Source organism: Flavobacterium sp. AC267 (assembly GCF_979258715.1).
In genome coordinates this window covers 3964159-3988222 of sequence record NZ_OZ409875.1, presented here as the reverse complement: position 1 = coordinate 3988222, position 24064 = coordinate 3964159, and the positions used below count along the sequence as shown (strand labels likewise).

17 protein-coding genes and 6 pseudogenes are annotated in these 24064 nt (G+C 35.2%); 16 read left to right on the top strand and 7 right to left on the bottom strand.

Features of this window, described 5'->3' with window-relative positions; all coding sequences use genetic code 11:
• The first annotated feature begins 17 nt into the window (after positions 1-17).
• The 4 genes and pseudogenes from ACZZ95_RS21050 to ACZZ95_RS21035 all read left to right on the top strand — a co-directional run bounded on the left by ACZZ95_RS21050 (position 18) and on the right by ACZZ95_RS21035 (position 3707).
• Positions 18-773: an NADPH-dependent F420 reductase gene (locus ACZZ95_RS21050; RefSeq protein ID WP_463470519.1), complete on the top strand. Its 756-nt coding sequence runs from the start codon at positions 18-20 to the stop codon at positions 771-773.
• Positions 774-1017: 244 nt separating this feature from the next.
• Positions 1018-1746 (top strand): SDR family NAD(P)-dependent oxidoreductase, encoded by a 729-nt coding sequence (locus tag ACZZ95_RS21045; RefSeq protein WP_463470518.1) that lies wholly within the window; start codon positions 1018-1020, stop codon positions 1744-1746.
• Between the two features lie 150 nt (positions 1747-1896).
• Entirely contained in the window at positions 1897-2793 is an 897-nt protein-coding gene (locus tag ACZZ95_RS21040) for a helix-turn-helix domain-containing protein (protein WP_463470517.1), read from the top strand.
• A 145-nt stretch (positions 2794-2938) separates the two neighbouring features.
• Positions 2939-3707 (top strand): annotated as a pseudogene (locus ACZZ95_RS21035) (SDR family NAD(P)-dependent oxidoreductase).
• 338 nt (positions 3708-4045) lie between these two features.
• Here the strand turns inward: ACZZ95_RS21035 and ACZZ95_RS21030 are convergent.
• The 6 genes and pseudogenes from ACZZ95_RS21030 to ACZZ95_RS21005 form a co-directional block, all read right to left on the bottom strand.
• Positions 4046-4429, bottom strand: coding sequence for an IS3 family transposase (locus ACZZ95_RS21030; protein WP_463470516.1), 384 nt, complete (start codon positions 4427-4429; stop codon positions 4046-4048).
• 17 nt (positions 4430-4446) lie between these two features.
• Positions 4447-4680, bottom strand: coding sequence for a transposase (locus ACZZ95_RS21025; RefSeq protein WP_463470515.1), 234 nt, complete (start codon positions 4678-4680; stop codon positions 4447-4449).
• Positions 4677-5839 (bottom strand): annotated as a pseudogene (locus ACZZ95_RS21020) (IS3 family transposase). Before ACZZ95_RS21020 ends, ACZZ95_RS21025 begins: the two are co-directional and overlap by 4 nt.
• A gap of 223 nt (positions 5840-6062) precedes the next feature.
• Positions 6063-6800 (bottom strand): trypsin-like serine protease, encoded by a 738-nt coding sequence (locus ACZZ95_RS21015; RefSeq protein ID WP_463470514.1) that lies wholly within the window; start codon positions 6798-6800, stop codon positions 6063-6065.
• 3 nt (positions 6801-6803) lie between these two features.
• On the bottom strand, positions 6804-7412 hold the full coding sequence (locus tag ACZZ95_RS21010; protein WP_463470513.1) for an IS3 family transposase: 609 nt from the start codon (positions 7410-7412) through the stop codon (positions 6804-6806).
• 11 nt (positions 7413-7423) lie between these two features.
• Positions 7424-8601: pseudogene (locus ACZZ95_RS21005) on the bottom strand (IS3 family transposase).
• Between the two features lie 509 nt (positions 8602-9110).
• On the opposite strand from ACZZ95_RS21005, the gene ACZZ95_RS21000 reads away from it, so the two are divergent.
• Entirely contained in the window at positions 9111-9401 is a 291-nt protein-coding gene (locus ACZZ95_RS21000; protein WP_463470512.1) for a hypothetical protein, read from the top strand.
• A gap of 95 nt (positions 9402-9496) precedes the next feature.
• Here the strand turns inward: ACZZ95_RS21000 and ACZZ95_RS20995 are convergent.
• Positions 9497-10126 (bottom strand): annotated as a pseudogene (locus ACZZ95_RS20995) (DNA-3-methyladenine glycosylase).
• 935 nt (positions 10127-11061) lie between these two features.
• Between ACZZ95_RS20995 and ACZZ95_RS20990 the strand changes: the two are divergent.
• From ACZZ95_RS20990 to ACZZ95_RS20940, 11 genes and pseudogenes are all read left to right on the top strand, one after another.
• On the top strand, positions 11062-13389 hold the full coding sequence (locus ACZZ95_RS20990) for a beta-L-arabinofuranosidase domain-containing protein (RefSeq protein WP_463470511.1): 2328 nt from the start codon (positions 11062-11064) through the stop codon (positions 13387-13389).
• Positions 13355-13957: pseudogene (locus ACZZ95_RS20985) on the top strand (beta-L-arabinofuranosidase domain-containing protein). The gene ACZZ95_RS20990 and the pseudogene ACZZ95_RS20985 overlap by 35 nt, the downstream one beginning before the upstream one ends.
• 43 nt (positions 13958-14000) lie before the next feature.
• The gene (locus ACZZ95_RS20980; RefSeq protein ID WP_463470510.1) at positions 14001-14123 is read left to right on the top strand and encodes a hypothetical protein; all 123 of its coding nucleotides are present in this window, start codon (positions 14001-14003) and stop codon (positions 14121-14123) included.
• 55 nt (positions 14124-14178) lie between these two features.
• Positions 14179-15585: a DUF5695 domain-containing protein gene (locus tag ACZZ95_RS20975; protein ID WP_463470509.1), complete on the top strand. Its 1407-nt coding sequence runs from the start codon at positions 14179-14181 to the stop codon at positions 15583-15585.
• Positions 15563-16638: pseudogene (locus ACZZ95_RS20970) on the top strand (DUF5695 domain-containing protein). The gene ACZZ95_RS20975 and the pseudogene ACZZ95_RS20970 overlap by 23 nt, the downstream one beginning before the upstream one ends.
• 22 nt (positions 16639-16660) lie before the next feature.
• The gene (locus ACZZ95_RS20965; protein ID WP_463470508.1) at positions 16661-16867 is read left to right on the top strand and encodes a DUF5695 domain-containing protein; all 207 of its coding nucleotides are present in this window, start codon (positions 16661-16663) and stop codon (positions 16865-16867) included.
• Positions 16868-16946: 79 nt separating this feature from the next.
• Positions 16947-18977: a beta-galactosidase gene (locus ACZZ95_RS20960; RefSeq protein ID WP_463470507.1), complete on the top strand. Its 2031-nt coding sequence runs from the start codon at positions 16947-16949 to the stop codon at positions 18975-18977.
• A 28-nt stretch (positions 18978-19005) separates the two neighbouring features.
• A complete protein-coding gene (locus tag ACZZ95_RS20955) occupies positions 19006-20886 on the top strand; it encodes a family 43 glycosylhydrolase (protein WP_463471731.1) in 1881 nt (626 codons plus the stop codon).
• Entirely contained in the window at positions 20852-21181 is a 330-nt protein-coding gene (locus ACZZ95_RS20950; RefSeq protein WP_463470506.1) for a LamG-like jellyroll fold domain-containing protein, read from the top strand. Before ACZZ95_RS20955 ends, ACZZ95_RS20950 begins: the two co-directional genes overlap by 35 nt.
• Before the next feature lie 23 nt (positions 21182-21204).
• Positions 21205-22206, top strand: coding sequence for a glycoside hydrolase family 97 N-terminal domain-containing protein (locus tag ACZZ95_RS20945; protein WP_463470505.1), 1002 nt, complete (start codon positions 21205-21207; stop codon positions 22204-22206).
• Positions 22187-23164, top strand: coding sequence for a glycoside hydrolase family 97 catalytic domain-containing protein (locus ACZZ95_RS20940; RefSeq protein ID WP_463471730.1), 978 nt, complete (start codon positions 22187-22189; stop codon positions 23162-23164). Before ACZZ95_RS20945 ends, ACZZ95_RS20940 begins: the two co-directional genes overlap by 20 nt.
• Positions 23165-24064 lie beyond the last annotated feature (900 nt).

The following is a 24064-nucleotide window of genomic DNA, read 5'->3' as shown; positions in this document are numbered from 1 at the left end:
AATAAAATCTAGATAAAATGAATATAGGAATAATAGGTACCGGCGCAATCGGCGGTACGATTGCAAAAAAAATGGCGGCAACGGGTCACAATGTGAAGATTAGTAATTCAGATCAGGGTGATAAACTAAAGGCCCGCGCTTTGGAATTAGGAGTATCACCTGCGGCTATAACAGATGTTGTACAAGACGTTGATGTTATCATTCTATCAGTGCCGACAATGGCAATTCCAACTTTGCCCAAAGATTTATTGGCAGAGGTTAAGGAGAATGTAATTGTGGTTGATACCTCCAATTACTATCCTTTCCGTGATGCCGATATTGAAGAGATCAAAAACGGAAAAGTAGAAAGTGTCTGGGTTTCTGAGCAGTTGGGAAGGCCTGTTATAAAAGCCTTCAATAACTTATTAGCGGAAACATTGGCAAACGGAGGAAAGCGACCCGGTGCTCCAGACAGAATAGCAATGGCTGTGGCGGGTGCTGACACAGAGGCAAAAAAAACAATTACAGGATTAATTAACGATGCTGGTTTTGATGCAGTGGACTCAGGTGAGCTTTCTCAATCGTGGAGACACCAGCCGGGAACACCTGCTTACTGCACGGAACTTAATGCAGAGGAATTAAAACAGGCATTTTCTGATGGTGTAAAAGAGCAGGCCCCTTTCTTAAGAGATAAGGCTATTGCCGATCTTTCTTCTCTGCCATCATACCCATCGCATCCAGATGTGGTAAAGTATAACAGAGGACTGTTTCAAAAAAATCCTAAATCTGTCTAAAACAAATTCATTATAAAATAGATCTTTCCATTTTGATCAGGGAAGATCTATTTTAAATAATAGCTGGTGCGTTAAATTTAAAAGCAATCAGTAACGAATACCATGAAGATTATTTTATTAGTGTTACACTATTGGGTCGAACGAGGAGCAAATCGTAAAAACGTTTCATTATTGCCTACTTTTGTATCACAATAGTGCTTGCTGATTAGCAGAACTTTGTCCTTATAATTATTAAAAAAAAATTATGGCAAAGACAATTTTCATAACGGGTGCATCCCGCGGATTCGGGAGAATTTGGACAGAGGCATTTTTAAAACGCGGCGATAATGTAGTGGCGGCTGTTCGCAGTCCTGAAACATTAACCCAGCTAAACAAGGAATTTTCATCCACTCTATTGGTGGTAAAACTTGATGTTACAGATAGATCCGCAAGTTTTCAGGCAATGGAAACTGCAAAAAAGCACTTCGGTACCATCGACATAATGATAAATAATGCCGGATTTGGACACATTGGGGCAGTAGAGGAACTCAAAGAGCAGGATGTAAGAGCGCAGTTTGAAACCAATGTACTGGGTTCACTATGGGCCATTCAGGCTGTTCTGCCAATTATGCGTGAACAAAATTCCGGGCACATCATTCAGCTTTCAAGTGCCTTGGGATTAAATACCGTATCATTAATGGGGCTCTACAGCGCGACCAAGTTTGCCGTAGAAGGGCTCACTGAAACCCTGGCTGGTGAAGTAAGATCTTTTGGCATTAAAGTTACAATACTAGAACCGGGAGGCTTTTCTACAGATTTTTTCGGTAACACTTCTCTTGCACTCAGCGAATCAATACCAGATTACGACGATATAAGAAAAGAATTTTATAAGCATGCAAATGAACAGGATTCCGGTAACCCTGCGGCAACTGCCAAAGCTCTTTTTAAATTGGTAGACTCAGAAAATCCGCCGTTAAGAGTCGCTACTGGGTAAAACTGCTTTTCCATGGACCAAACACACTTACGAAGAACGCCTGAGAACATGGGAGTCATGGCAGGATGTTTCTGCAGCGACACATGGTTAATAGAAGTTGAAATTAACAGAATCTGAATTTTCCCGATTCTTTTTTTAAAATTAAGAACAATGAAACATTTCAAAAAAATCAACGATCTGCATGAAGCTCTTGGTGTAAAAGCTCCTGAAAATCCACTTTTTAGTGCGGCATATGGGGAACACGGCACCTGTGACGGTAATACTATTCTGGAATTTTCTTCAGATTTTTACATCATCGGATTTAAAAAATTAAAATCCGGCGACATGCATTACGGAAAAACAAAATACGACCATGATCTTGGTTCAATGTCATTTGTAAAGCCCCGGCAGAAAGTGGTTTTTAAAAATGTGGAACTAGAAGAAAAGGGATTTCTAATCATTATTCATGAAGACTTTTTGCCGGGAACAGCTCTTTACAACGAAATCAGGAAATACAGTTATTTTGATTACCAGGTTAATGAGGCACTGCATCTTTCACCTGCAGAAGAGGATATTATCTGGAATTTGTATTTCAGCATTGAAAAAGAATACCATAATAATACTGACGAATTAAGCAAGGCTATTATAGTAAGCCATTTGGATTCGATGCTTAAATATGCGCGGCGCTTTTACAAAAGACAGTTCATAAACCGCAAAGAACTAACGGGTTCTACAGTCACAAAATTTAATGCGGTGCTGGTCGCTAATTTTGAAGAGAGAAAAACAACAAACATTGGACTGCCAACGGTATCTCTGATGGCAGAGAAGCTTAATATATCTTCGCGCTATTTAACCGATCTACTAAAGCAGGAAACAGGAAAGACGGCACTGGAGCTGATTCATCTTTTTTTAATCGGTGAAGCAAAAAATTTATTAACAGAAGGAGAACTTAATATATCAGAAATATCGCATTTACTTGGTTTTGAAAATACTACCTATTTTTCGAGACTGTTTAAAAAAGAAGCAGGCACTACACCAAACGAATTCAGGGCAGACAAATTAAATTAATCAGTTGTAAATCTGATACGGCAGTAACAAGCAAGCCGATTTGCAATTATTTTAAAAGCAGAGCGGTATAATTAACAAAAAGCCTGGACTGAGGTTTGAATAACGAATTAATTAAAAAAAGTCATAAAAATTAAACATATAAGCAATGTCAAATAATCAAAATAAAATAGCATTAGTAACAGGCGCAAGCTGCGGACTTAGTAAAGATTCGGCTTTGCAATTAGCAAAAAAAGGATTTGATATCATTCTTACTTATCAAACCAAAAAAGAATTTGCAGACAAGGTGGTAAAAGAAATTGAAACGATTGGAAAAAAAGCGTTTGCACTGCCTTTGGACATTTCTACAACAGCAGGTTTTGACCAATTTGTAATTGAAGTAAAAGAGGTTTTAGATTCTCAGTTTTCTAATTCAAAATTAGATGCACTGGTAAACAACGCAGGTATCGGAATCAACGAAAGTTTTGAAACCACAACCGAAGAAATTTTGGACGCAATGACAAATATCCATTTCAAGGGGCCTTATTTCCTAACACAAAAATTACTACCATTGCTAAATGACGGAAGCGACATCGTGAACACATCTTCTGGTTTGGCAAGATTTTCTTTTACTGGATATTCCGCTTATGGCGCAATGAAGGCGACAGTCGATTCCTTAGCAAGATACCAGGCGCTGGAACTGGGCGACAGAAAAATAAGAGTAAATTCTATTGCTCCGGGTGCTATTGAAACTGATTTTGGAGGCGGGGTAGTCCGTGATATTTCAGATTTAAATAAACACTTAGCTTCAGAAACAGCTTTAGGAAGGGTAGGTCTGCCGGATGATATCGGAAGTGCAGTAGCATTTCTTTCTTCGCGATGATTCTAAATGGATTAATGCACAGCGAATAGAAGTTTCCGGCGGATACAGGATATAAAGAGAATTCTGAACAAAACAAAAAACCATTCGATTAGTTTTGAATGTTTTTTTTTAGTCTTTCCCACTGCTGATTTTAAGGAGATTGCAACATCCTTTGGCTGTCATTCTAGTAATGTCTGCGTTCCAAATCTCACCTTGTGAATTTTGAGCTGGGGCATTTTGTGACCCAGCTAAGAGTGAAATGTTCTGAAGGAAAGCATTTGCGCAATATTAGAAGTGAGTTTATGATTGCAAGCGTTTTAGTATAAATTTTAAGAAACCCGAAAAGAAGAGAAAACTTTTCGGTTTTTTTATTAAATGTGTTCGTTATCTTTTACGGCTATTGCGTAATATTTTTTAGGTTGAAGTATTTTTTTGATTTCTGACTGCCAGGGTATTTTTCTTAATTGAAACATATAAACCTAATTCTCTCATATGTTTTAGTACTGTCGTGTGACAGACAAAATAACCCGATTTTTGAAGTTCTGTCGCAATACGATAACATCCATAAGTCTCTTTGGAAATAGAAAAAATGGAACTGATTTCTTTTTTTAGGTTTATACGCCATTTTTGTGTTTCTGTAAGCGACCCCCGTTTCCATGTTCGATACGTTCCTCTGTTTACATCCAATGCCCTGCACAATAACCTTATGGAATACTTTTTTTCATTTTCTGCCATAAATTGAAAAATAAAAGGCATTCCCAGGCAGATATATTTTCTGGCCTGCTTGCATGATTTCAAACTTTAAATCGGTGTCTTTAATTTTTTTTTTCGAGATGGTAAATCTTTTTTTCCTCAGAAGTTAAAATTAAGTTGCCATAGCCTGGAAAACATCCAGTTCCGTATTTTTTAAACTCTTTTCTCCAAAGAAAAAGAAGATTTTTATCTATTTGTAAATCTCTGGCTGTTTGAGCAAGACTGCCCATTTCATAGCTTAACAGCACAGCTTTTAATTTGAAATCACGATCATATGTTTTTCTGCTGTTTTTCATAAAGCTCCACTGTTGAACTCATCGATTGTCTGGTAATTAAGACTGGAATGTATTCTTTTTTTATTATACCAGTTTTCTATATATTCAAATAGTTCTTTTTTCATTTCATCTGCTGTCAGCAATCTAGTCTGTCTGTAAATCAATTCTCTTTTTAGTGTATTGAAAAAACTTTCTACAGCGAGCATTATCATATTTGTCCCCCTTGCGACTCATACTGCGCGTGCAGTTTAATTCATCCAATTTACTAGTAAATATTTTGTTAGCATATTGTATGCCTCGATCAGAATGAAATATCAGCCCGTCTGAAACAGGACGATTAATTACGGCTTTTTCAAAGGCAGGCAGAGTAGTAACCTTTGTTGAAAGTCCGTCGCTCAAATGCCAGCCTATTATTTTTCTGTCATATAAGTCCATAACGACAGTTAAATATGCAAACCTTTTATCTATATGGATATAGGTAATGTCTGAAACCCATACCTTAGCTGGTTTATCGATTTTAAACTGCCGGTTTAATACATTTGGAGCAGTGCATAGATTATGTTTTGAATCTGTTGTGGCTGTAAATTTCTTTTTAACGATACGGTGCAGACCAAGCTGTTTCATATAAAATGAAACCTGAGTATCGGAAATTTGAAAGCCCCGGCTGTGAAGTTCTCTTGTAATTAATATAGTGCCCTTATGCTGTTTGAATTCAAAAAAAATAGATTTTATTTCTTTTTTAAGCAAATAGACACGAGTTTCTCTTTTTGAAAAAGGTCGCTTTGTCCACAAATCGTAAGTAGAGTGAGAAGCTCCTAAGACCTCAAACATTTTGTATAAAGGATATTTATCTCTGTTCTGGTGTATAAAATGACAAAGGACGTGTTTGCCCTGATGCATGTATGTAATTCCTTTCTCGAGTATTTCAAGCCGGAGCCGGGATGCTTGCCAGCTTCTTTTCTAATTCGTAGATTTTCTTATTTTCATAATAGACTCTTTTACGGCCCTCACCAGGAAAACTTCCCTTCCCATATTTTTCATAAACTTTACGCCATTTACAAAGTCGCTTGGGATCAATATCGAGTTCCGCCGCAGTTTCTGCAAGTGTATTCCTTCTATAGGTTAGAAGAACAGCGTTCTCTTTGAAAAGAGGCGGGTAATGTCTAATATTTTCTGTCATATGTAAGACAATTAATATTATTCAATAAGATACGCTAAGTTACGAAAATTTCAGAAGAATTTCTGTTTCAATTCTTTCTCATTTTCTTGAGAACACTTTAAAAGAGCCTAAAAGGTATTTCATTATGTTAAAAGTTTAGGATAGAAAATAACGAAGAAAAAATCGGGCGACACGATAAATGAGAGCACGTGATTTTTACCTATTTGAAAATCTGCAGTCGTATTTATTTTAGTTTCGCAATGATTTGATCAATAGCTATAGCAAATACTGCCTCTTTAATTTCTTGATCAGCGGGAAGTCCAAATGACATCATGCCGATAACTTTATCATTACAAATTAAAGGACCGCCGGACATTCCAATATTTCCTTTAAATGAAGGCTTAATTACTTTTATATCAGTTAATTTAATGTCATTGGCATTAACGGACATGTTTTGTATTTCAACAATATGACCAGAGGCATCAGATTTACTGGTCTCTAGATTGTAATCATCAATAATCAGACTATAAGTATCCCAATGGGCAGTCGTTATCGGCATAGTAAGTAAATGCCCATAATTTTTGACACTATCATTTTGTTTTGCATTTGTTTCAGACAGCAGTACATTACTTTTTACAGTAACAGGTAATTTAATGACCACAGCTTCTATTTCCGGCATGGATTCTAAGTAGTCTACTGAAAGCGGTATAATCATTTTTGTACCCCTCTTTAGCGACCAGAATTGTACAAACCTGTAGCCGGGGTTTGGTTTGAAATTATTTGGATTAAGCACGTGATGTGCAATAAGAACAGCGGAGTCTTTTACTAAAAAACCCGTACCGCAGATACCGCCTATGACAGGGGTTTCTCCCGGTGTATTGTATGAAATCTTAACAACTGCAAAGACTGAATTTTCTATTTGTGCCTCGGCATATGGTATAAAAAAATAAAATAAAATTATGGATACTAAATGCTTTTTCATTTTCTAGAATATTTTCCTGTTATCGCCGTTATTAGCAGTATAGAGTCCTAATTCTTTCATATGTTTTCCAACTGCCTTAATAGATAATTGATAGCCCAAATTTTGAAGCGTAATTTTAATTCTCTGCTTTCCATAACTTTGTTTAGTCGCAAAGAATATTGCAGTTATTTCTTTTTGTACTGCCTCTTTTCTTTTTTGTTCTGTATCATAATTATTCTTCCATCTTCTGTAGGTGTTTCTGTTAATGCCCAAAACTTTACACATATTTCTTATGGAATATCTTTTTTCATTGTCCTTCATAAATTCAAAAATTCTTGGTTTTCCATCTTTGAGATGTTCTCCCGCTTCTTGTAAAAGTTCAAAATCTAATTCTGATTTTTTTATCTTTTTTTCAAACTGAGATTCTTTATGATTTTCCTTATTCTTTTTTAAGGAATTATTTTTGGAAAAGCCCTCTGGACCGTATTTTTTATATACTTTGCGCCAGCTGGTCATTGCACCCTCATATAGTCCGAGCTCCTGTTCGAGTTTCGTTAAATTATTTCTTTTGTAACTCACCAGGACGGCATTCACCTTAAAATAGGGATCGTACACGTTATTTACTCTTTTCATATTAATCATGATTAGATATTTGAACCCTGTTCTTCACCAGCATTGAACTGCTCGATAGTTTTATAATTCAATGTTGAATGAATCCTTTTTTTATTGTACCAGTTTTCTATATAGTCAGCTATTTCCTCTTTTAATTCTGGTTCATTCAGCAGGTCGGTCTTTTGATAGATTAGTTCCCTTTTAAACGAACTGAAAAAACTTTCAGCAACTGCATTGTCCAAGTGACTGCCTTTTCGGCTCATGCTTCTTACACATTGATAAGAATTAAGCCGTGCTTGCAAAAGCCCTATTGGCATACTGCACACCTCTGTCAGAATGAAATATCAGTCCATTTATGACTTTACGTTTAGCCACAGCCATTTCCCAAGCCGGCAAAATGGTAGTTTTAGTATGAAGACTGCCGCTCAGACTCCAGCCGATTATTTTCCGGTCATACAGATCCATAATGATTGTCAGGTAAAGAAATCTTGACTTTGTCTGAATATAAGTGATATCGGAAACCCATGCCTGAGAGGAGGAATCTGGTTTAAACTGCTGGTTTAAAATATTAGGGGCTGTATAATAATTATGCTTGGAATCTGTAGTGGCTTTAAATTTTCTTTTTGATCTCTTGCGTAATCCCAGCAGTACGCATGTAATTAGATACCATTCTTGGAGCTATCTTAAATCCCCGCTTGTTAAGTTCTTTAGTTATCTTGTCCCTGCCATATTCTTTTTTCGAACTTAAAAAGATACCGGTTATTTCTTCTTTTAGCTGTGCCACGTAAAGATGCTTTTTTGGTATTCCAGTTTTTTTCCATTTGAAATATATCCGTTTGCATATTCCAAGGATCTCGCACATCAGTTTAATTGTGTACTTGTCTTCGTTATCTTTTATGAATGCATACAGCGCCGGTTTCCCTTGAAAAAGGTACGGTGTTCCTTTTTTTAAGATTTCCAGCCTAAGATCTGATTTTTTACTTCTTTTTTCAAGCTCGAAGAGCTTTTTATTGTCTGGATGCACTCTCGGGTAACCAATGCCTGGAAAGCTTCCTGTACCAAATTTTTTGTACTCCCTGCGCCATCTTGACAATACATTTTGATCTATGTCAAGTTCCACAGCAAAGTCTTTTAAACATTTTTTTTCATAACTTAACCTTACAACATTCACTTTAAAAGCGACATCAAATTTTCGGTACTCTTTAGGCATAAGTTTGCATTTTTATGTAAAACTTTTCAAGACTAAGGTACTGTATTTTTTGTACACTTATATATTGCTTTGTAAACCAGTTTTATAGATTAAGACAATGCTGTTTCTTTAGATATTAAAACTTCAAAAGTTTAACTGTGATAATAAATAGTTCAATAATTTTAGCTTGTAGAATAGAGATAAAGATTAATTATGGCTGAAGCAAAAGTTAATTTCTTTTACCATTAGGGAGGTTTGTAAACTGTAAATAGAGCCTGTGCGTTGCATCAGACAGAGGCAGTGTAATGCTCATCATATTACGATATGCGAGACAGTCCGTTTAAAAAGAGTATTAACATACAATGAATTTTCTAGTCATGTACTGGTATTCTGCTTGTAGTGTAAAATTATATAAATAGTGCTATATCGTAATAATTATCCTATAAAGGATTTCAGGAATTATATAAACCCGTTGCAGATCAGTTTTTTAATTTTGAGTGTACAATTTTATGAACTTAAATGAACAGAAGATGAAAACACTTTTGAAAATTAAAATCATAATGCTGTTTTTAATCACAGCTTTTATATTCTCCTGTAAAAAGAATGAAAATAATGATGTAAATCCTACTGGAATTAAGTCCGACACAATGGACATGTCTGCTGATACAATAGGTCCGGCGCTGGATTCCTCTGCGACATTAAATCCCGAGCAGAACGGACAGCATGGAACTACAGGAGCAACAGGCGAAGGGGCGACTGGCTCAGGTACAGCCGGTTCAACACAAAAAGGGAATCAGAATATAAGAACGGACTCTATTTAAAGATTTTCTTTAATTAAATAATAAATCTCTCAACACTGTTGAGAGATTTATTATTTATAAAAAGCAGGCCGTAGTGGAAAGTCTAATCAGGATGTTTAAATTTTTGGTATCCTGCTGACATATTTATTGTTTTTGATGAAAAAGCGCCATGGCAAGAGTGCGTGATCTCCTGCATAGTCAACCCCGATTCTCGGTACAGCGGCTATCTGATCATCATCATAACGAAAGCCATGGTCTTCAACCCAGATTTCATCTCCAGCCAGTTATTTTTTATTAAATCCACTGTCAATTCCCAAAGCTTTTGCGGCAGATCCTGGCCCGGAGGTAATGCGGGAATTTCCAGCTTTAAGGCCGCATCTGCTTTCGATGTGATCTATTCCTTTGAAAGGCTCCACGGCACGGATTAAAACTGCATGGGGTTCGCCTTCGCAGGCAGTGACAATATTGAATAAATAATGAATACCGTAACATAAGTACACATAAGATATGTCACCATGCTGGTAAAGCGTTTCAGTTCTGGCAGTTCTTCTTCCTCCATATGCATGGGAAGCTTTGTCAGCAATGCCCATATAGGCCTCTGTTTCAACTATAATCCCGGCAGTTATCTTTCCGTCAACCTGTGTGGAGAGCACTTTTCCAAGCAGGTCTTTAGCCAGAAAGAGAACATCAGGATTCTGATAATAAGAATAGAGGAGCTTAAAAGGGATTGAAGGATTTTTTTTCATATTATTTATCAGGGAAATAAGATATGTTTCAAAGCAAATATGTATTGTAAAATTACTACTCCTTTAATAATTTTATAATAGTGTTTGTATTATAATGTTTTTAGTAATGTAGGAATCTTTAATTATATTAGTTTGTTCCACTAGTAATTTTATTTTTATAAGCTAGTTTTAATTTAAGGTAAAAAAGAAATATGCATGATTATAGATTAGCATTAATTTTTATATATTTACCCAACTACTATATTAAAACGTTCTATTGAAAACTAGATTATCTGCCAGATTACGAATGATGTTTTTGTAAGATTTTGTTTTGTAAAATTTGTACCTTATTTGTACCTTCAGATTGCTTAACCCGTATGAGATAAGGAAAGTTAATTTCTGCATCGGGAAATAAAAGGCGCAAAGAAACATAAAAGAAAAATAAGTAAAGGAGCTGAAATATTAGTAGTTAATATTTTGGCTCTTTTTTTTGTTGAAATATTGGCTCTTATTAAAAATACATTTTCTTAATAAATGCTTGAATTATTCGGTAAAACTGTTAAAATGTTTAATTTAAGATAATATAGTATTGGGTTAGGATAAAATAAAGTTGGATTAATCTGCCTATTGCTTATAATTTTACAATTGTTAAATGTTGGAAGAGCGAGCAATTATTGGCTATTTTTGATAAATGTGTATTTTACACGAATAACCTATTTTTATCATAAAGTATAATCTCTTGGCTTAAAGCATTTTGTAATCTATTTAAATTAGAAATTGATTTTACTGGAAAACAATTTTGATTCTCAATTTTACAAGCGCATAATGATATCTTAGCGATGCGTAACGAAACAAGAAATTAATGTTCAATTTTAAAAAGGTGTATCTATTCTTGAGAATCGCATTTTTTATTATAAGTTGAGAATTAAAAAACGAAATATTAAATTTTTTTAAATATGAAAATATCTGGACTATTACTATTTACAATGTTGAGTTTTGGTTCTATGAACACAACATCTTTATGGGCACAAAGCGGTGATCAGATTCTGGATGGCATTGGCGAAACAGGATTGATTGCGCGTTACGTGTTTGATGGTGATGTAAAAGATTGGTCTCGAAATAATCTGCATGGTATTATGTCAGATTCAAAAATAAAATTCGAAAATGATGCCCAGTTTGGAAAAGTACTTTCTTTGTCTGCCAATACGAATGCTTATGTTGCCATTCCAGGAAATACATTTGCAGATGAAGAATCGCTTAGTATTTCTGGATGGATATATTTACTTTCTGACCAGCGAAATCAGCATTTTTTTGATTTTGGAAAAAGTAATAAAGCTCATTTTTTTGTCGCCCCAACAGGAAACAAGGAAAAAAGAAACTATCAGACAGAAATTACAACTTCAGCAGGAGAAAAATATAAGACAGAGGGACCAATTTTACAAATAAACAAATGGGTTCATTTAGTGGTTGTAATTGATATTCCATCACAATCTTTAAATACGTATGTAAATGGAGTTTTAACAAGTTCGACTAAGAATGTAAAATTGAAATTAAATCAGTTGTTTGATGCTGATTCAGGTAAAAATAATATATTGAATATAGGTAAATCAATTTCGCCTCAAGATCCTTATTTACAGGCAAAATTACATGATTTTAGAATTTATCGAATTCCCTTAACTGAAAAACAGATAGGAAAAATTTACCATAATTCTTTAAAAAAGGAAGAAGCTGAAGAAGAGGAACCAGAACAGCCAGTAGGAGATTTACCAAAATATCCTGCGACAACTCCTCAGCTGTTTAACCAATATTTAACCAGTATTTCAGATGTAAAAGTACAGACTGTGGTTGGTGATCTTCCTCGGTTACCAAGTTATATAAAAGGTGTCTACAGAGATGGAGTGGAAGGTCCTGACGTTCGAGTAATCTGGCCGGCACCAACGGACAACAGCTCTGTTCTAAAAGCGGGACAATATACTGTAACTGGAATAGTTTCTGGTACAGATTTTAAGCCTAAAGCAGTTGTTACGGTAAAAGTCGCGAAAGAAGGCGCAACACCAGAACTTAAGTTAAAAACTTTCAATCTGGATGAAGTAGCATTAAACTTAGATTCTCATGAACATGACACAAAATTTATTGAAAATAGAGAGAAGTTCATAAAAACGCTTGCAGAAACAAATCCTGATTCTTTTTTGTATATGTTTCGCAATGCTTTTGGACAAAAACAGCCAGAAGATGCTGAAGCGTTGGGGGTTTGGGATACTCAGGATACTAAATTACGCGGTCATGCAACGGGACATTATTTAACTGCAATAGCACAGGCTTATGAAAGTACGGGATATGACAGCACGTTGCACGAAAATTTTGCAAAAAAAATGGATTATATGGTCAATACGCTTTATGAGCTGGCCAAAATGTCTGGACAGCCTCGCGAAACTGGCGGAATCTATGTATCAGATCCCGCCGCAGTTCCTTTTGGTCCAGTCAAAACAGCTTATGATTCTGATTTAAGTACAGAAGGTATTCGTACCGACTATTGGAATTGGGGTAAAGGTTTCATCAGTGCTTATCCGCCAGATCAATTTATAATGCTGGAAAAAGGGGCAAATTATGGAGGACAAAAAACTCAAATATGGGCACCATATTATACTTTACACAAAATTCTCGCTGGTCTGCTGGATGTTTATGAAGTAAGCGGCAACGAGAAAGCCCTTGCAATAGCTGAAGGTATGGGAGACTGGGTTTATGCAAGAATGAAAAAACTGCCTAATGAAACTCTTATCAGTATGTGGAATAGATATATTGCTGGAGAATTTGGAGGAATGAATGAAGTTATGGCACGTCTTTATAGAATAACAAATGAGAAACGTTATCTGGAAGTGGCGCGACTATTTGATAATATCAAAGTATTTTATGGTGATGCAAAACATTCAAATGGATTAGCTAAAAATGTTGACACATTTCGAGGATTACACGCCAATCAGCATATCCCTCAAATTGTGGGTGCGCTTGAAATGTATCAGGATTCTAAGACTCCAGATTATTATCGTATTGCAGATAATTTCTGGTATAAAACGACGAATGATTATATGTACAGTATTGGAGGCTTTGCCGGGGCAAGTAATCCCGCAAATGCAGAATGTTTTATCAGTCAGCCTTCAACAATTTATGAGAACGGGTTTTCTGCCGGCGGGCAAAATGAAACTTGTGCAACTTATAATATGCTGAAGCTGACCAGTAATTTATTTCTATATGAACAGCGTGCTCGCATATATGGATTATTATGAACGTGGTTTATACAATCATATACTTGCTTCAGTAGCAGAAAAAACACCTGCAAATACCTATCACGTTCCTTTACGACCTGGTTCTATAAAACAGTTTGGTAATCCAAAAATGGAAGGCTTTACCTGTTGTAATGGTACAGCTTTGGAAAGCGACACTAAATTGCAAAATTCAATTTATTTCAAAAGTATTGATAATAAGTCTCTATATGTTAATCTTTATATTCCATCAACAGTAAAATGGAAAGAAAAAAATGTAACAATAGAGCAGAAAACTTCTTTTCCAAATGAAGATCATACTCAATTAACCATTAAAGGAGAAGGAAAGTTTGATATAAATGTTCGCGTACCGCATTAGGCGACAAAAGGATTTTTTGTAAAAATAAATGGCAGAGAGGAAAAAGTAAAAGCGGTTCCTGGAAGCTATCTTACTTTAAGCCGTAAATGGAAAGACGGAGATACGATTGAACTGCGTATGCCTTTTCAATTTCATTTAGATCCCGTAATGGATCAGCAAAATATCGCAAGTTTATTTTACGGTCCAGTTTTATTGGTAAGCTCAGGAATCTGAACCACTTAAAGAGTGGCGTAAAGTAACATTAGATGCTAAAGATTTGAATAAATCAATAAAAGGAGATACCGAGAAATTGGAGTTTGTTATTGATGGAGTACAATTTAAACCTTTTTACAATACATACGGGCGCCATTCGGTTTATCTGGATGTTACTTTAAAATAAGCTGGATAAAGGGAAAACAAAACAAAAAACAAAATTAAACAAGCATAAAACAAAGATGGGAAATAAAAAATACAGACTTGGTTTATTATTATTTTTAGGATGTACAATCACTATCCAGGCTCAAGATTATTGGAGTAAAATTGAACAAAAAGAACCTTCTTTGGGTATTGCAGAAGTTTATCAAAAAATAAATACGCCCGCTTTTCAATTAAAGCTGGTAAAAGCATCGCAGACAGTAGCGGGTTTAAGGCCAATTAAAAATCTAAATTTTGATTTTACGCCTAGTGACCGACTTGAAATTAGAGATAAAGATGGACTTTATCATCTGGGAGATATTAATTTAAAAATTAAAGAAGGAAATGGTGATTGGCAGAGCTTTTCGACAGCGACAAAACGCCAAGCAGTTACGCCTTTAGAAACTTCAGCAAAAGTATTGGCGTACGCAGATTTGGCTAATACGCCGCCAAATAATATTCCAGTAACAGTTAAACGTTTTTATGAAATTGACGGCGGTGAATTGGTAATGAGATTTGAGATTACAAATAAATCAGCTGGTACGATTGAGATTGGTGCATTGGGTATTCCTATGGTTTTCAATAATATTTTAGAAGGTAAATCGCTAAATGAAACTCATGCCCAAAATGTATTTTTTGATCCTTATATCGGAATGGATGCGGGATATTTGGAAGTAAAAAGATTAAGTGGTGAAGGACCTGCATTACTAGTGCTTCCAAAAGAAAATATGGCATTTGAGGCATACCGTCCTTTATTGGATGATCCAACGCCGCGAAGTATTGTTTTTGAAGGTTTTCATGAATGGATGGTGTACAGTAAAGCTTACGCAGAAAATGAATGGAAAAATGCACAACAGTGGAATGTACCAACTTCATTACTATTGAAACCAAAAGAGTCTAAAAGTATTGCATTTAAACTAGTACTTTCTGAAGGAATTGAAGACATACAAAATACGCTTGTAAAAGAAGAACTTCCTGTTGCAACAAGTATACCTGGATATGTCTTGCCACAAGATATTCAGTCACAGTTATTTTTGAATTATAAAGAGGATGTGAGCTCATTTGAAATTGAACCTAAAGGAGCTCTTCAAATAAAAGAAAACGGAAAAACGCCAAAAGGGTTAAAAAAATATACGGTTCATGGCATAAAATGGGGACGTGCGAGATTAACCATCAATTATAAAAATGGTGTCAAACAAACCATTAATTATAAAATCATTAAACCTGAAAATGAGGTTATTAAAGATTTTGGCCACTTCTTAACAACCGAGCAGTGGTTTGATCAGCCAGATCCAATTTTCAAAAGAAATCCTTCGATAATTAGTTACGATTACGAAACCAAAAAGCGACTTACTCAAGACAGCAGGGCTTGGGTTGCTGGTTTAAGTGACGAAGGCGGCTGCAGGAGGCTGGCTGGTCGCAATTATGAAGCGACATATTCAGCCTGATAAAGAAGAAATTAAAAAGTTAGAACAATTTGTTGATAAAACCCTGTGGGGCAATATTCAATACAGCGAGGGCAAAAATAAATACGGTGTTAAAAAAAGCGTTTTTTATTATGAACCAGATTCCTTGCCAAAAGGGACTTACAGCAAAGATGTAAATTATAACAGCTGGGCGACCTGGAAACATAAAGAAGCAAATGATCCCGGAAGATCTTATAACTATCCTCACGTAGCGCGACCTATTGGACGATGTACAGATTGGCGCGCTATAATAAAGATTTAGTAGAAAATAGGACATGGGACTGGTATTTAAAACAAGCTTATTATACCTCAATCGCAATGACAGAACTTGCTCCTTATTATGCTCAGTTTGGTCAAATGGAAGGTTCGGTATTTTTACTGATTTTAGAAGATTTGAAAAATGAAAATCTTACAGAAATGGCTTCCAATTTAGAAGCAAAAATGAAAGACAGAGCCAATCATTGGAAAGCGCTTGATTATCCTTTTGGAAGCGAAATGCCATGGGACTCGACAGGTCAGGAAGAAGTGTATATGTGGTCCGATTATTTTGGTTATGATGAAAAAGCAGATGTAACCTTAAACGCAATCTTAGCTTACATGCCAACAATGCCTCACTGGGCGTATAATGGTAATGCACGCAGATACTGGGATTTCTTGTACGGAGGAAAATTATCAAGAGTAGAACGTCAAATTCATCATTATGGATCTTCTTTAAATGCGATTCCGGTTTTGAAACAATACAGAAAAAAATCAGATGATTTGTATTTATTAAAAGTGGGTTACGGCGGACTTTTAGGTGGAATTTCGAACATTACTGAAGACGGATTTGGTTCTGCGACTTTTCATTCTTATCCGACAGAGTTACGAATTGATTATTTGTCTGGTGATTATGGTTCTGGATTTTATGGTTACGCTGTAAATACAGCAACTTATATTGCGAAAGATAATGATTTAGGCTGGCTGGCTTTTGGAGGTAATATTACTGTAAAAGGTGATTTAGTTCAGGTAAAATTAACTACTGCTCGCAAAATCTAAAGTATTTATTACGCCAAAACAATTGTGGCTGACATTAGATGCAGGAACTTTTGATACGATTACTTATAATACCAAAACGGATGAAGTTGAAATTACTTTAAGCAGTCAAAATGAATTTACTCCAAATGCTTATTTAAGAATTAACAAAGATATACAGCTTGCTTATCCAAAGGTTAGAGGTGCGTATGAAATAGCTTTGAAAAATAAAACTGTCAAAATTAAATTATAACGATAAATGAATATAAGATCAAAAAAAAACTTTTTCGAGAGATTTTTGCTGGGATTGTTTTTAATAATGATCAGTTTAAATGCTTGCGACCCAAAATTTTGAAAAATTTTTCCCAAAGAAAGATCTAACTACCGTTGGTGTATATTATTATCCCGAACACTGGGACCAGAGCCAATGGGACCGAGATTTGAAAAAGATTTCAGAAATGGGCTTTGAGTTTACTCATTTTGGTGAATTCGCCTGGGCACAATTAGAACCTGAGGAAGGTGTTTATGATTTTAAATGGCTGGATAAAGCGGTAGAAATTGCAGTTAAATATAAACTGAAAATTGTAATGTGTACCTCGACCGCTACACCTCCTGTGTGGCTGGTTCGGAAACATCCAGATATACTGGCAACTTACGAAGATGGCACCAAAACAGATCATGGTTCAAGGCGACATGCTTCTTTTTCAAGTAATTATTATAGAACCTATTCTTTAAAGATGATTGAACAATTAGCAAAAAGATATGGTAATAATAAAAACATTATGGGCTGGCAGGTAGATAATGAACCAGCACGCTTTCTGGATTATGGTACCGATGCGCAACAGCGTTATCGAAATTGGCTAAAAAACAAATACAAATCTATTAATGCTTTAAATACCGCATGGGGAAATAATTTCTGGAGTGGAACGTATACTGATTTTGAACAAATTAATATTCCGCTCCATAAAGAATGGGGAATGAATTTACATTCGCAGTTAGATCATTATCGATTTGCGGATGAAGAAACAGCCACTTTTCTGGATTCACAGGCCATTACCATACGCAAATTTGCAAGTAAAGACCAATGGATAACTTCTAACTACAGATCCAATTATAATGAAAGTTTTGTTGGAATGAGTAAAGAACTGGATTTCGATTGTTACACACGATATTTGGTTTACGGAGGAAGTTTAGGAATTGGTTCACAAGGTTATCGTTTAGGAGATTATACTAGTATTGGTATGTCAAATGACTTTTTTCGTCCTTTAAAAGGAATGTATGGCTGTATGGAATTGCGACCAGGACAAGTAAACTGGGGAAGTATAAATCCGCGACCAATGCCGGGAAGCGTTCGAATGTGGTTATGGCATGTTTTTGCAGGTGGAAGTAAATTTGCCTGTACCTATCGTTTTCGTGCGCCGCTCTACGGTTATGAGCAATATCATTACGGAATTGTTGGTACAGATGGGGTAACACCAACACCAGGCGGTTTAGAATTTAATCAGTTTATTAAAGAAATAGGTACACTGCGTAAAATGTATGATGCTAAAGCGGCATTGCCAGATTACTATTTAAAACGCAAAACTGGAATTTTGTTTAATGCTGATAATGTTATGGGGATCGAATTAAACAAACAGACAAAAGAATGGAACACCATTGGCCATTTTTTAAAATACTATAAGGCAGTTAAATCATTTGGCGCACCGGTTGATTTTGTTCGGGATACTACCGATTTTTCTAATTATCCATTTTTGGTTGTTCCTGCCTATCAAATGATTGACCAAAAAATGATTGACCAGTTGACTTTATATGCAAAAAATGGCGGGAACTTGGTATTGAGCTGTCGATCAGGAATTCAAAATCGTCAGGGGCATCTTTGGGAAGCTAAATTTTACGAACCAATGTGGAATTTAATCGGATCAGAAATAGAATCTTATGATTTGTTAATGCCTCAGTCTCCAGGCGTCATAAAGTTTAATAATCAGGAGTTTGCATGGACAAGCTGGGGAGATTTATTAAAACCTAATAAAGAAACAGACGTTTGGGCAATTTATGGAAGTGAGTTTTATGCAGGAAAAGCGACAGTAATTTCTAGAAGTCTAGGTAAAGGAACAGTAACCTACATTGGTGTAGATTCTAAAAATGGCGACCTTGAAAAACAAGTATTGCGAAAATTATATCAAAAGGAAAATGTGGCAATAGAAAATTATCCTGAGGGTGTAATGGTAGAATATCGTGATGGTTTTGGTATTGCAGTCAATTATTCGGATAAAAACTATGAAATCAGTTTACCAAAAAATGCGACTACAATTATTGGAAACAAAACTATCAAAACTTCCGATGTACTTGTCTGGAAATATTGATATCATTTAAAGCTCTTCAAATTAATTTATTAGCCATGTTAGAAAAAAAATAATTTACAGCCTTATTGTACTTGTTTTTACATTACAGGGTATTGGTCAAAACAAAGTTGAGACAGCTGTTTCTTCGGCTGGAAATCCAATTCTGCCAGGCTATTATGCAGATCCTACAATTAAAAAGTTTGGAGATATTTATTACATCTACGCTACCACTGATAATGAAATGCTGGCATCTGGAGCTCCAACTGTGTGGTATAGTAAAGATTTAAAAAACTGGTATAATTATACTATGGAAATACCGTCTTTTACAGCAAAACCAATTACCAATTTTTGGGCGCCAGATATTGTGGTTGGAAATGATGGTAAATACTACTTGTATTTTGGAAATTGTGAAATTGGCTGTAACATCTACGGTTACGTTTCTGATACACCAGTTGGACCTTGGAAAAAACTTAATGAAAATGATGAACCCGTTATTTCTAATGGCTATCCAAGAGAAGGTTTTCCGTCATTAGATGCACAATTTTTTAGAGACAGCGATGGTAAAATATATGGTTATTGGGGAACTTGGGTACATTATAATGGAGGATATGCAGTAGGAGAGTTGAACAATTCTACGATGAAAGATATGATAAATTCCAAAAATATTCCATTAAGTCAGACTCCTGAACCCTTTGAAGTCGCGTACATGATGAAAAAAGGAAATAAATACATTTTAATGTATTCTGGAGCTTCCTGTCATGATGAAACTTATAATGTGAGATATTCTTATTCTGATTCTCCTTACGGACCTTTTAAAGAAGGACTTAATAACCCAATTTTGAGTACAAGCGAAGACAAAACGACGCACGGGCCGGGACATCATTCGGTATTAGAAGATGGAAAGGATTATTATATAGTTTATCATAAACATGATTATCCAATGACACGTGGAGGTCTGGCAAGGCAAGTTTGTATCGATAAAATGATTTTTGAAAATGATTCGACCATTAGAAAAGTAATTCCTACTTCAATCGGTATTGAAAAAACTGTACAAACAAATGTTCCAGAAAACATAGCACTCAATGCCCAGACAGCGACATCATCTTTTTATCATTTGCAATCGCTAGAATACGATTACGAATACAAACCAGATTTTGCGGCAGATGATAATAATGCTACAATGTGGAAAGCTGGCAGTAATGCTCTTCCGCAGGATTTAACGATTGATTTAGGCAGTGTGAAACAAATTAAGAGGGTAACGACTCAATTTGAGTTTGCAAGTTATTATTATCAATACAAATTAGAATTTTCTAAAGATGGAAAAAACTGGCGGCTATATGCCGATAAATCGAAAAATAGTACTTCTGGAAGTCCAATGATTGATGATAATAATGTGACCGCTCGTTTCTTAAAACTAACCGTTTTAGGTACAGAAAAAGCAGGACTTTATGCGGCAGTTTGGAACATAAAAGTCTACAGCGAATTATTTGAGCTCCCACTGCAATTACAAAACAAAAAATCGAATACAGCACCCGCGACTTTAAGTTCTCATAAAATGCTGTTAGATCTAGATGTTATTAATGAAAAATACGGTAGTTCATTTAGCAGTTTACCTAATAAAGGTTCTTTAGGAGGTGTTTTTACGAAAACTGGAGATGTGGACATCTCTTGGGATAAAGAAGATAAAATTAAGGCTCTTAATTTTGTAAAAGGCTCTTTGAAACTTGATAAAGCAGTTCCTGAAAATCTGGCGTGGAATGGTTCTTACTCTGTTGCTGTGTGGGTAAAAAATCAAGAAGTATCCAAAGAAGGAGAAATTCTGGCCTCTTGGTGTGATCGTACCGAATATAATCTGGCAAATTCTTTTAATGCAATGGCTTATAATAGCGGGCACTATGGTGCTGCATATGCATTTAGATGGTCATTTTGATATGAAATACAACAAAGTGCCTGAACAAAATAAATGGCATCATATTGTTTTGACTTTTGATGGTGTGGTAGAGAAAATTTATGTAGACGGCGTACTTGATAATGCTCAAAATATGATGTTGTCATCGGCGATAAAAAAAGCTAAAATTATAATTGGTGCATCAGATATTGGAGAAAATTATTCTGGTTTTATGGCATCGTTGAAAATGTACGATTATGGTTTAAGTAAAGATGAGGTTGTAAACCTGATGAAACAAACTACTCCTAAAGTAACGAAAGGACCTTCTAAAAAATAGTTTAAAAATAATAGCATTCAAAAATGAAAAAAAGAGTACTTATTTTATGCGGTTTACTGCTATGTGCATTAAAAGCTTCTTCTCAAACTTATGAGGTTAAATCTCCTGATGGACGAATTCAAATAGAAGTGGTTAATTCTGACAAAATCTATTGGTCAGTTTTATTAAATGGAAATTTAATTATTGAGAATGCAGAAGCAGGAATGACCTTTTCATCTAAAACAAATTTTGGATTTAATTCGAAGGTTAAAAAACAGACCGTTAAAAATGTGTCTCAAAATATCCATGCAATAATACCAATCAAAGATGCTGAGATCAAAGACGAATATACTGAGCTTTCTATTGCGTATCAGGGAAATTACAAGCTTAATTTCCGTGTCTATAATGACGGAGTGGCTTATCAGTTTATAGATGAAGCTAAAGAAAAACGAAATGTAGTTTCAGAGAAAGTTTCCCTATCATTTCCTGAAGGATCGCGTTCTTTATTTCCGCAGGAGGAATCGATGTATTCTCATAATGAGCGCTTGTATTTAGATAAATCTTTAAAAGATCTTGCTTCAAAAGATTTTTGCAGTCTCCCTGTTTTGTTTACTACTCCTAAAGCTAAAGTTTTATTTACAGAAACGGCACTTCATGATTATCCTGGTCTGTTTTTAAAGGGTAACGGAAACACAACTTTAGATGCTGTATTTCCAAAATATGTTTTAGAAGCAGTGGATAAGAACGGAAAATCAGATCGTATACAAACGATTACAAAAGAAGCAGATTATATTGCCAAAACAAGCGGAAGCAGAGCTTTCCCTTGGCGCGTATTTATTATAAGTGATGACGATCGCACTTTTGTACAAAGTAATTTATCTTACCAGCTGGCGGTACCCAACGTGCTTAAAAATACAGATTGGATTAAGCCAGGAAAAGTAGCTTGGGATTGGTATAATGACAATAATATTTACGGTGTCGATTTCAAAGCAGGTTTAAATACAGAAACGTATAAATATTTTATAGATTTCAGCTGCAGCGAATAAAGTAGAATATGTAATTCTGGATGAAGGCTGGACAAAATCGACTACTGAAATTCTTGACTTTAATCCCGCAATGGATGTAAAAGAATTGATTAGATATGGAAAAGAAAAAGGAGTCGGAATAATTCTTTGGGTGCTTTGGAAACCGTTAGATCAAAACTTACTACAAATTCTAGAAACTTATAAAAACTGGGGAGCAAAGGGAATAAAAATTGATTACATGCGGCGTAACGATCAATATATGGTAAACTCTTATGAGCAGATTGCCAGAGAATGCGCCAAACGTGAATTATTAGTAGATTTTCATGGTGCATTTAAGCCTTCCGGTTTACACCGAATGTATCCCAATGTATTGAATTACGAAGGTGTAAGAGGAAATGAAAACAACAAATGGAGTGATGAAATTACGCCGGAACATACCGTAACGATTCCGTTTATTAGAATGGCGGCAGGACCTATGGATTTTACACCAGGTTCGATGATTAATAAACAGCCTAAAAACTTTGCCATAAGTTTTAATAATCCAATGACTATGGGAACACGCGCGCATCAAGTGGCGATGTATGTCGTTTATGAAGCGCCTTTGCAAATGATGTGCGAATCGCCGTCGACTTATTACAAAGAACAAGAAACTGTTGATTTTATTACTCAAATTCCAACAGTTTGGGATAAGACCGTTGTGCTTCATGGTTCTGTTGGAAATTATATTGTAGTGGCAAGAAAAAAAGGAGATAAGTGGTTTATTGGAGGAATGACAGATGCAGATGCGAGGGAATTACCAATTGATCTTTCTTTCCTTGGTGAGGGAAATTTTTCAATGGAAGTATTTTCAGACGGTATTAATGCAGAAACATTTGCACAAGATTATAAAAAAGAAATAACAGCCGTTACTAAAAACACGAAGGTAAATGCCAAAATGGCTTCTGGCGGAGGCTGGTCTGCAATTATTACAAAAAAGTAATAACGAAGTGAATATGATACATTTGTCGCTCCGCTGGAGCTTTTTTCATTTGTTTTATTGAAATTCTATAAATATTTTACCCCGCTGGGGTCTTTGCTGTTACAATGATTTTTATGGATGTTCCGTTTTAGTTTAAGGAGCGATTTAAAAGGGGATAGTTTTTTTTTGGAAGCTTTGCAGAAGCGAAATATTTATAGCAAAGAATATATTTCTACAATATAAAGTTTCGAAGGGGTGACATTTTTTATAATCTGTAATATGTTGCTCCGCTGTAGCTTTTTTCATTTGTTTTATTGAAATTCTATAAATATTTTACCCCGATGGAGTCTTTGCTGTGACAATGATTTTTATGGATGTTTCTTTTTAGTTTAAAGAGCGATTTAAAAGGGGATAGTTTTTTTAGAAGCTTCGGAGAAGCGAAATATTTATAGAAAAGAATATATTTCTACAATATATAAAAAGCTCCGGAGGAGTGACATTTTTATAATCTATAATATGTAGCTCCGCTGGAGCTTTTTTTATTTTTTTATTGAAATTCTATAAATATTTTACCCCGCTGGGGTCTTTGCTTTTACAATGATTTCTATGGATGTTTCTTTTTAGTTTAAAGAGTGATTTAAAAGGGGATAGTTTTTTTTGGAAGTTTCGGAGAAGCGAAATATGTATAGCAAAGAATATATTTCTACAATATAAAGTTTCGAAGGGGTGACATTTTTTATAATCTGTAATATGTTGCTCCGCTGGAGCTTTTTTTATTTTTTTTATTGAAATTCTATAAATATTTTACCCCGCTGGGGTCTTTGCTGTTACAATGATTTCTATGGATGTTTCTTTTTAGTTTAAAGAGTGATTTAAAAGGGGATAGTTTTTTTTGGAAGTTTCGGAGAAGCGAAATATGTA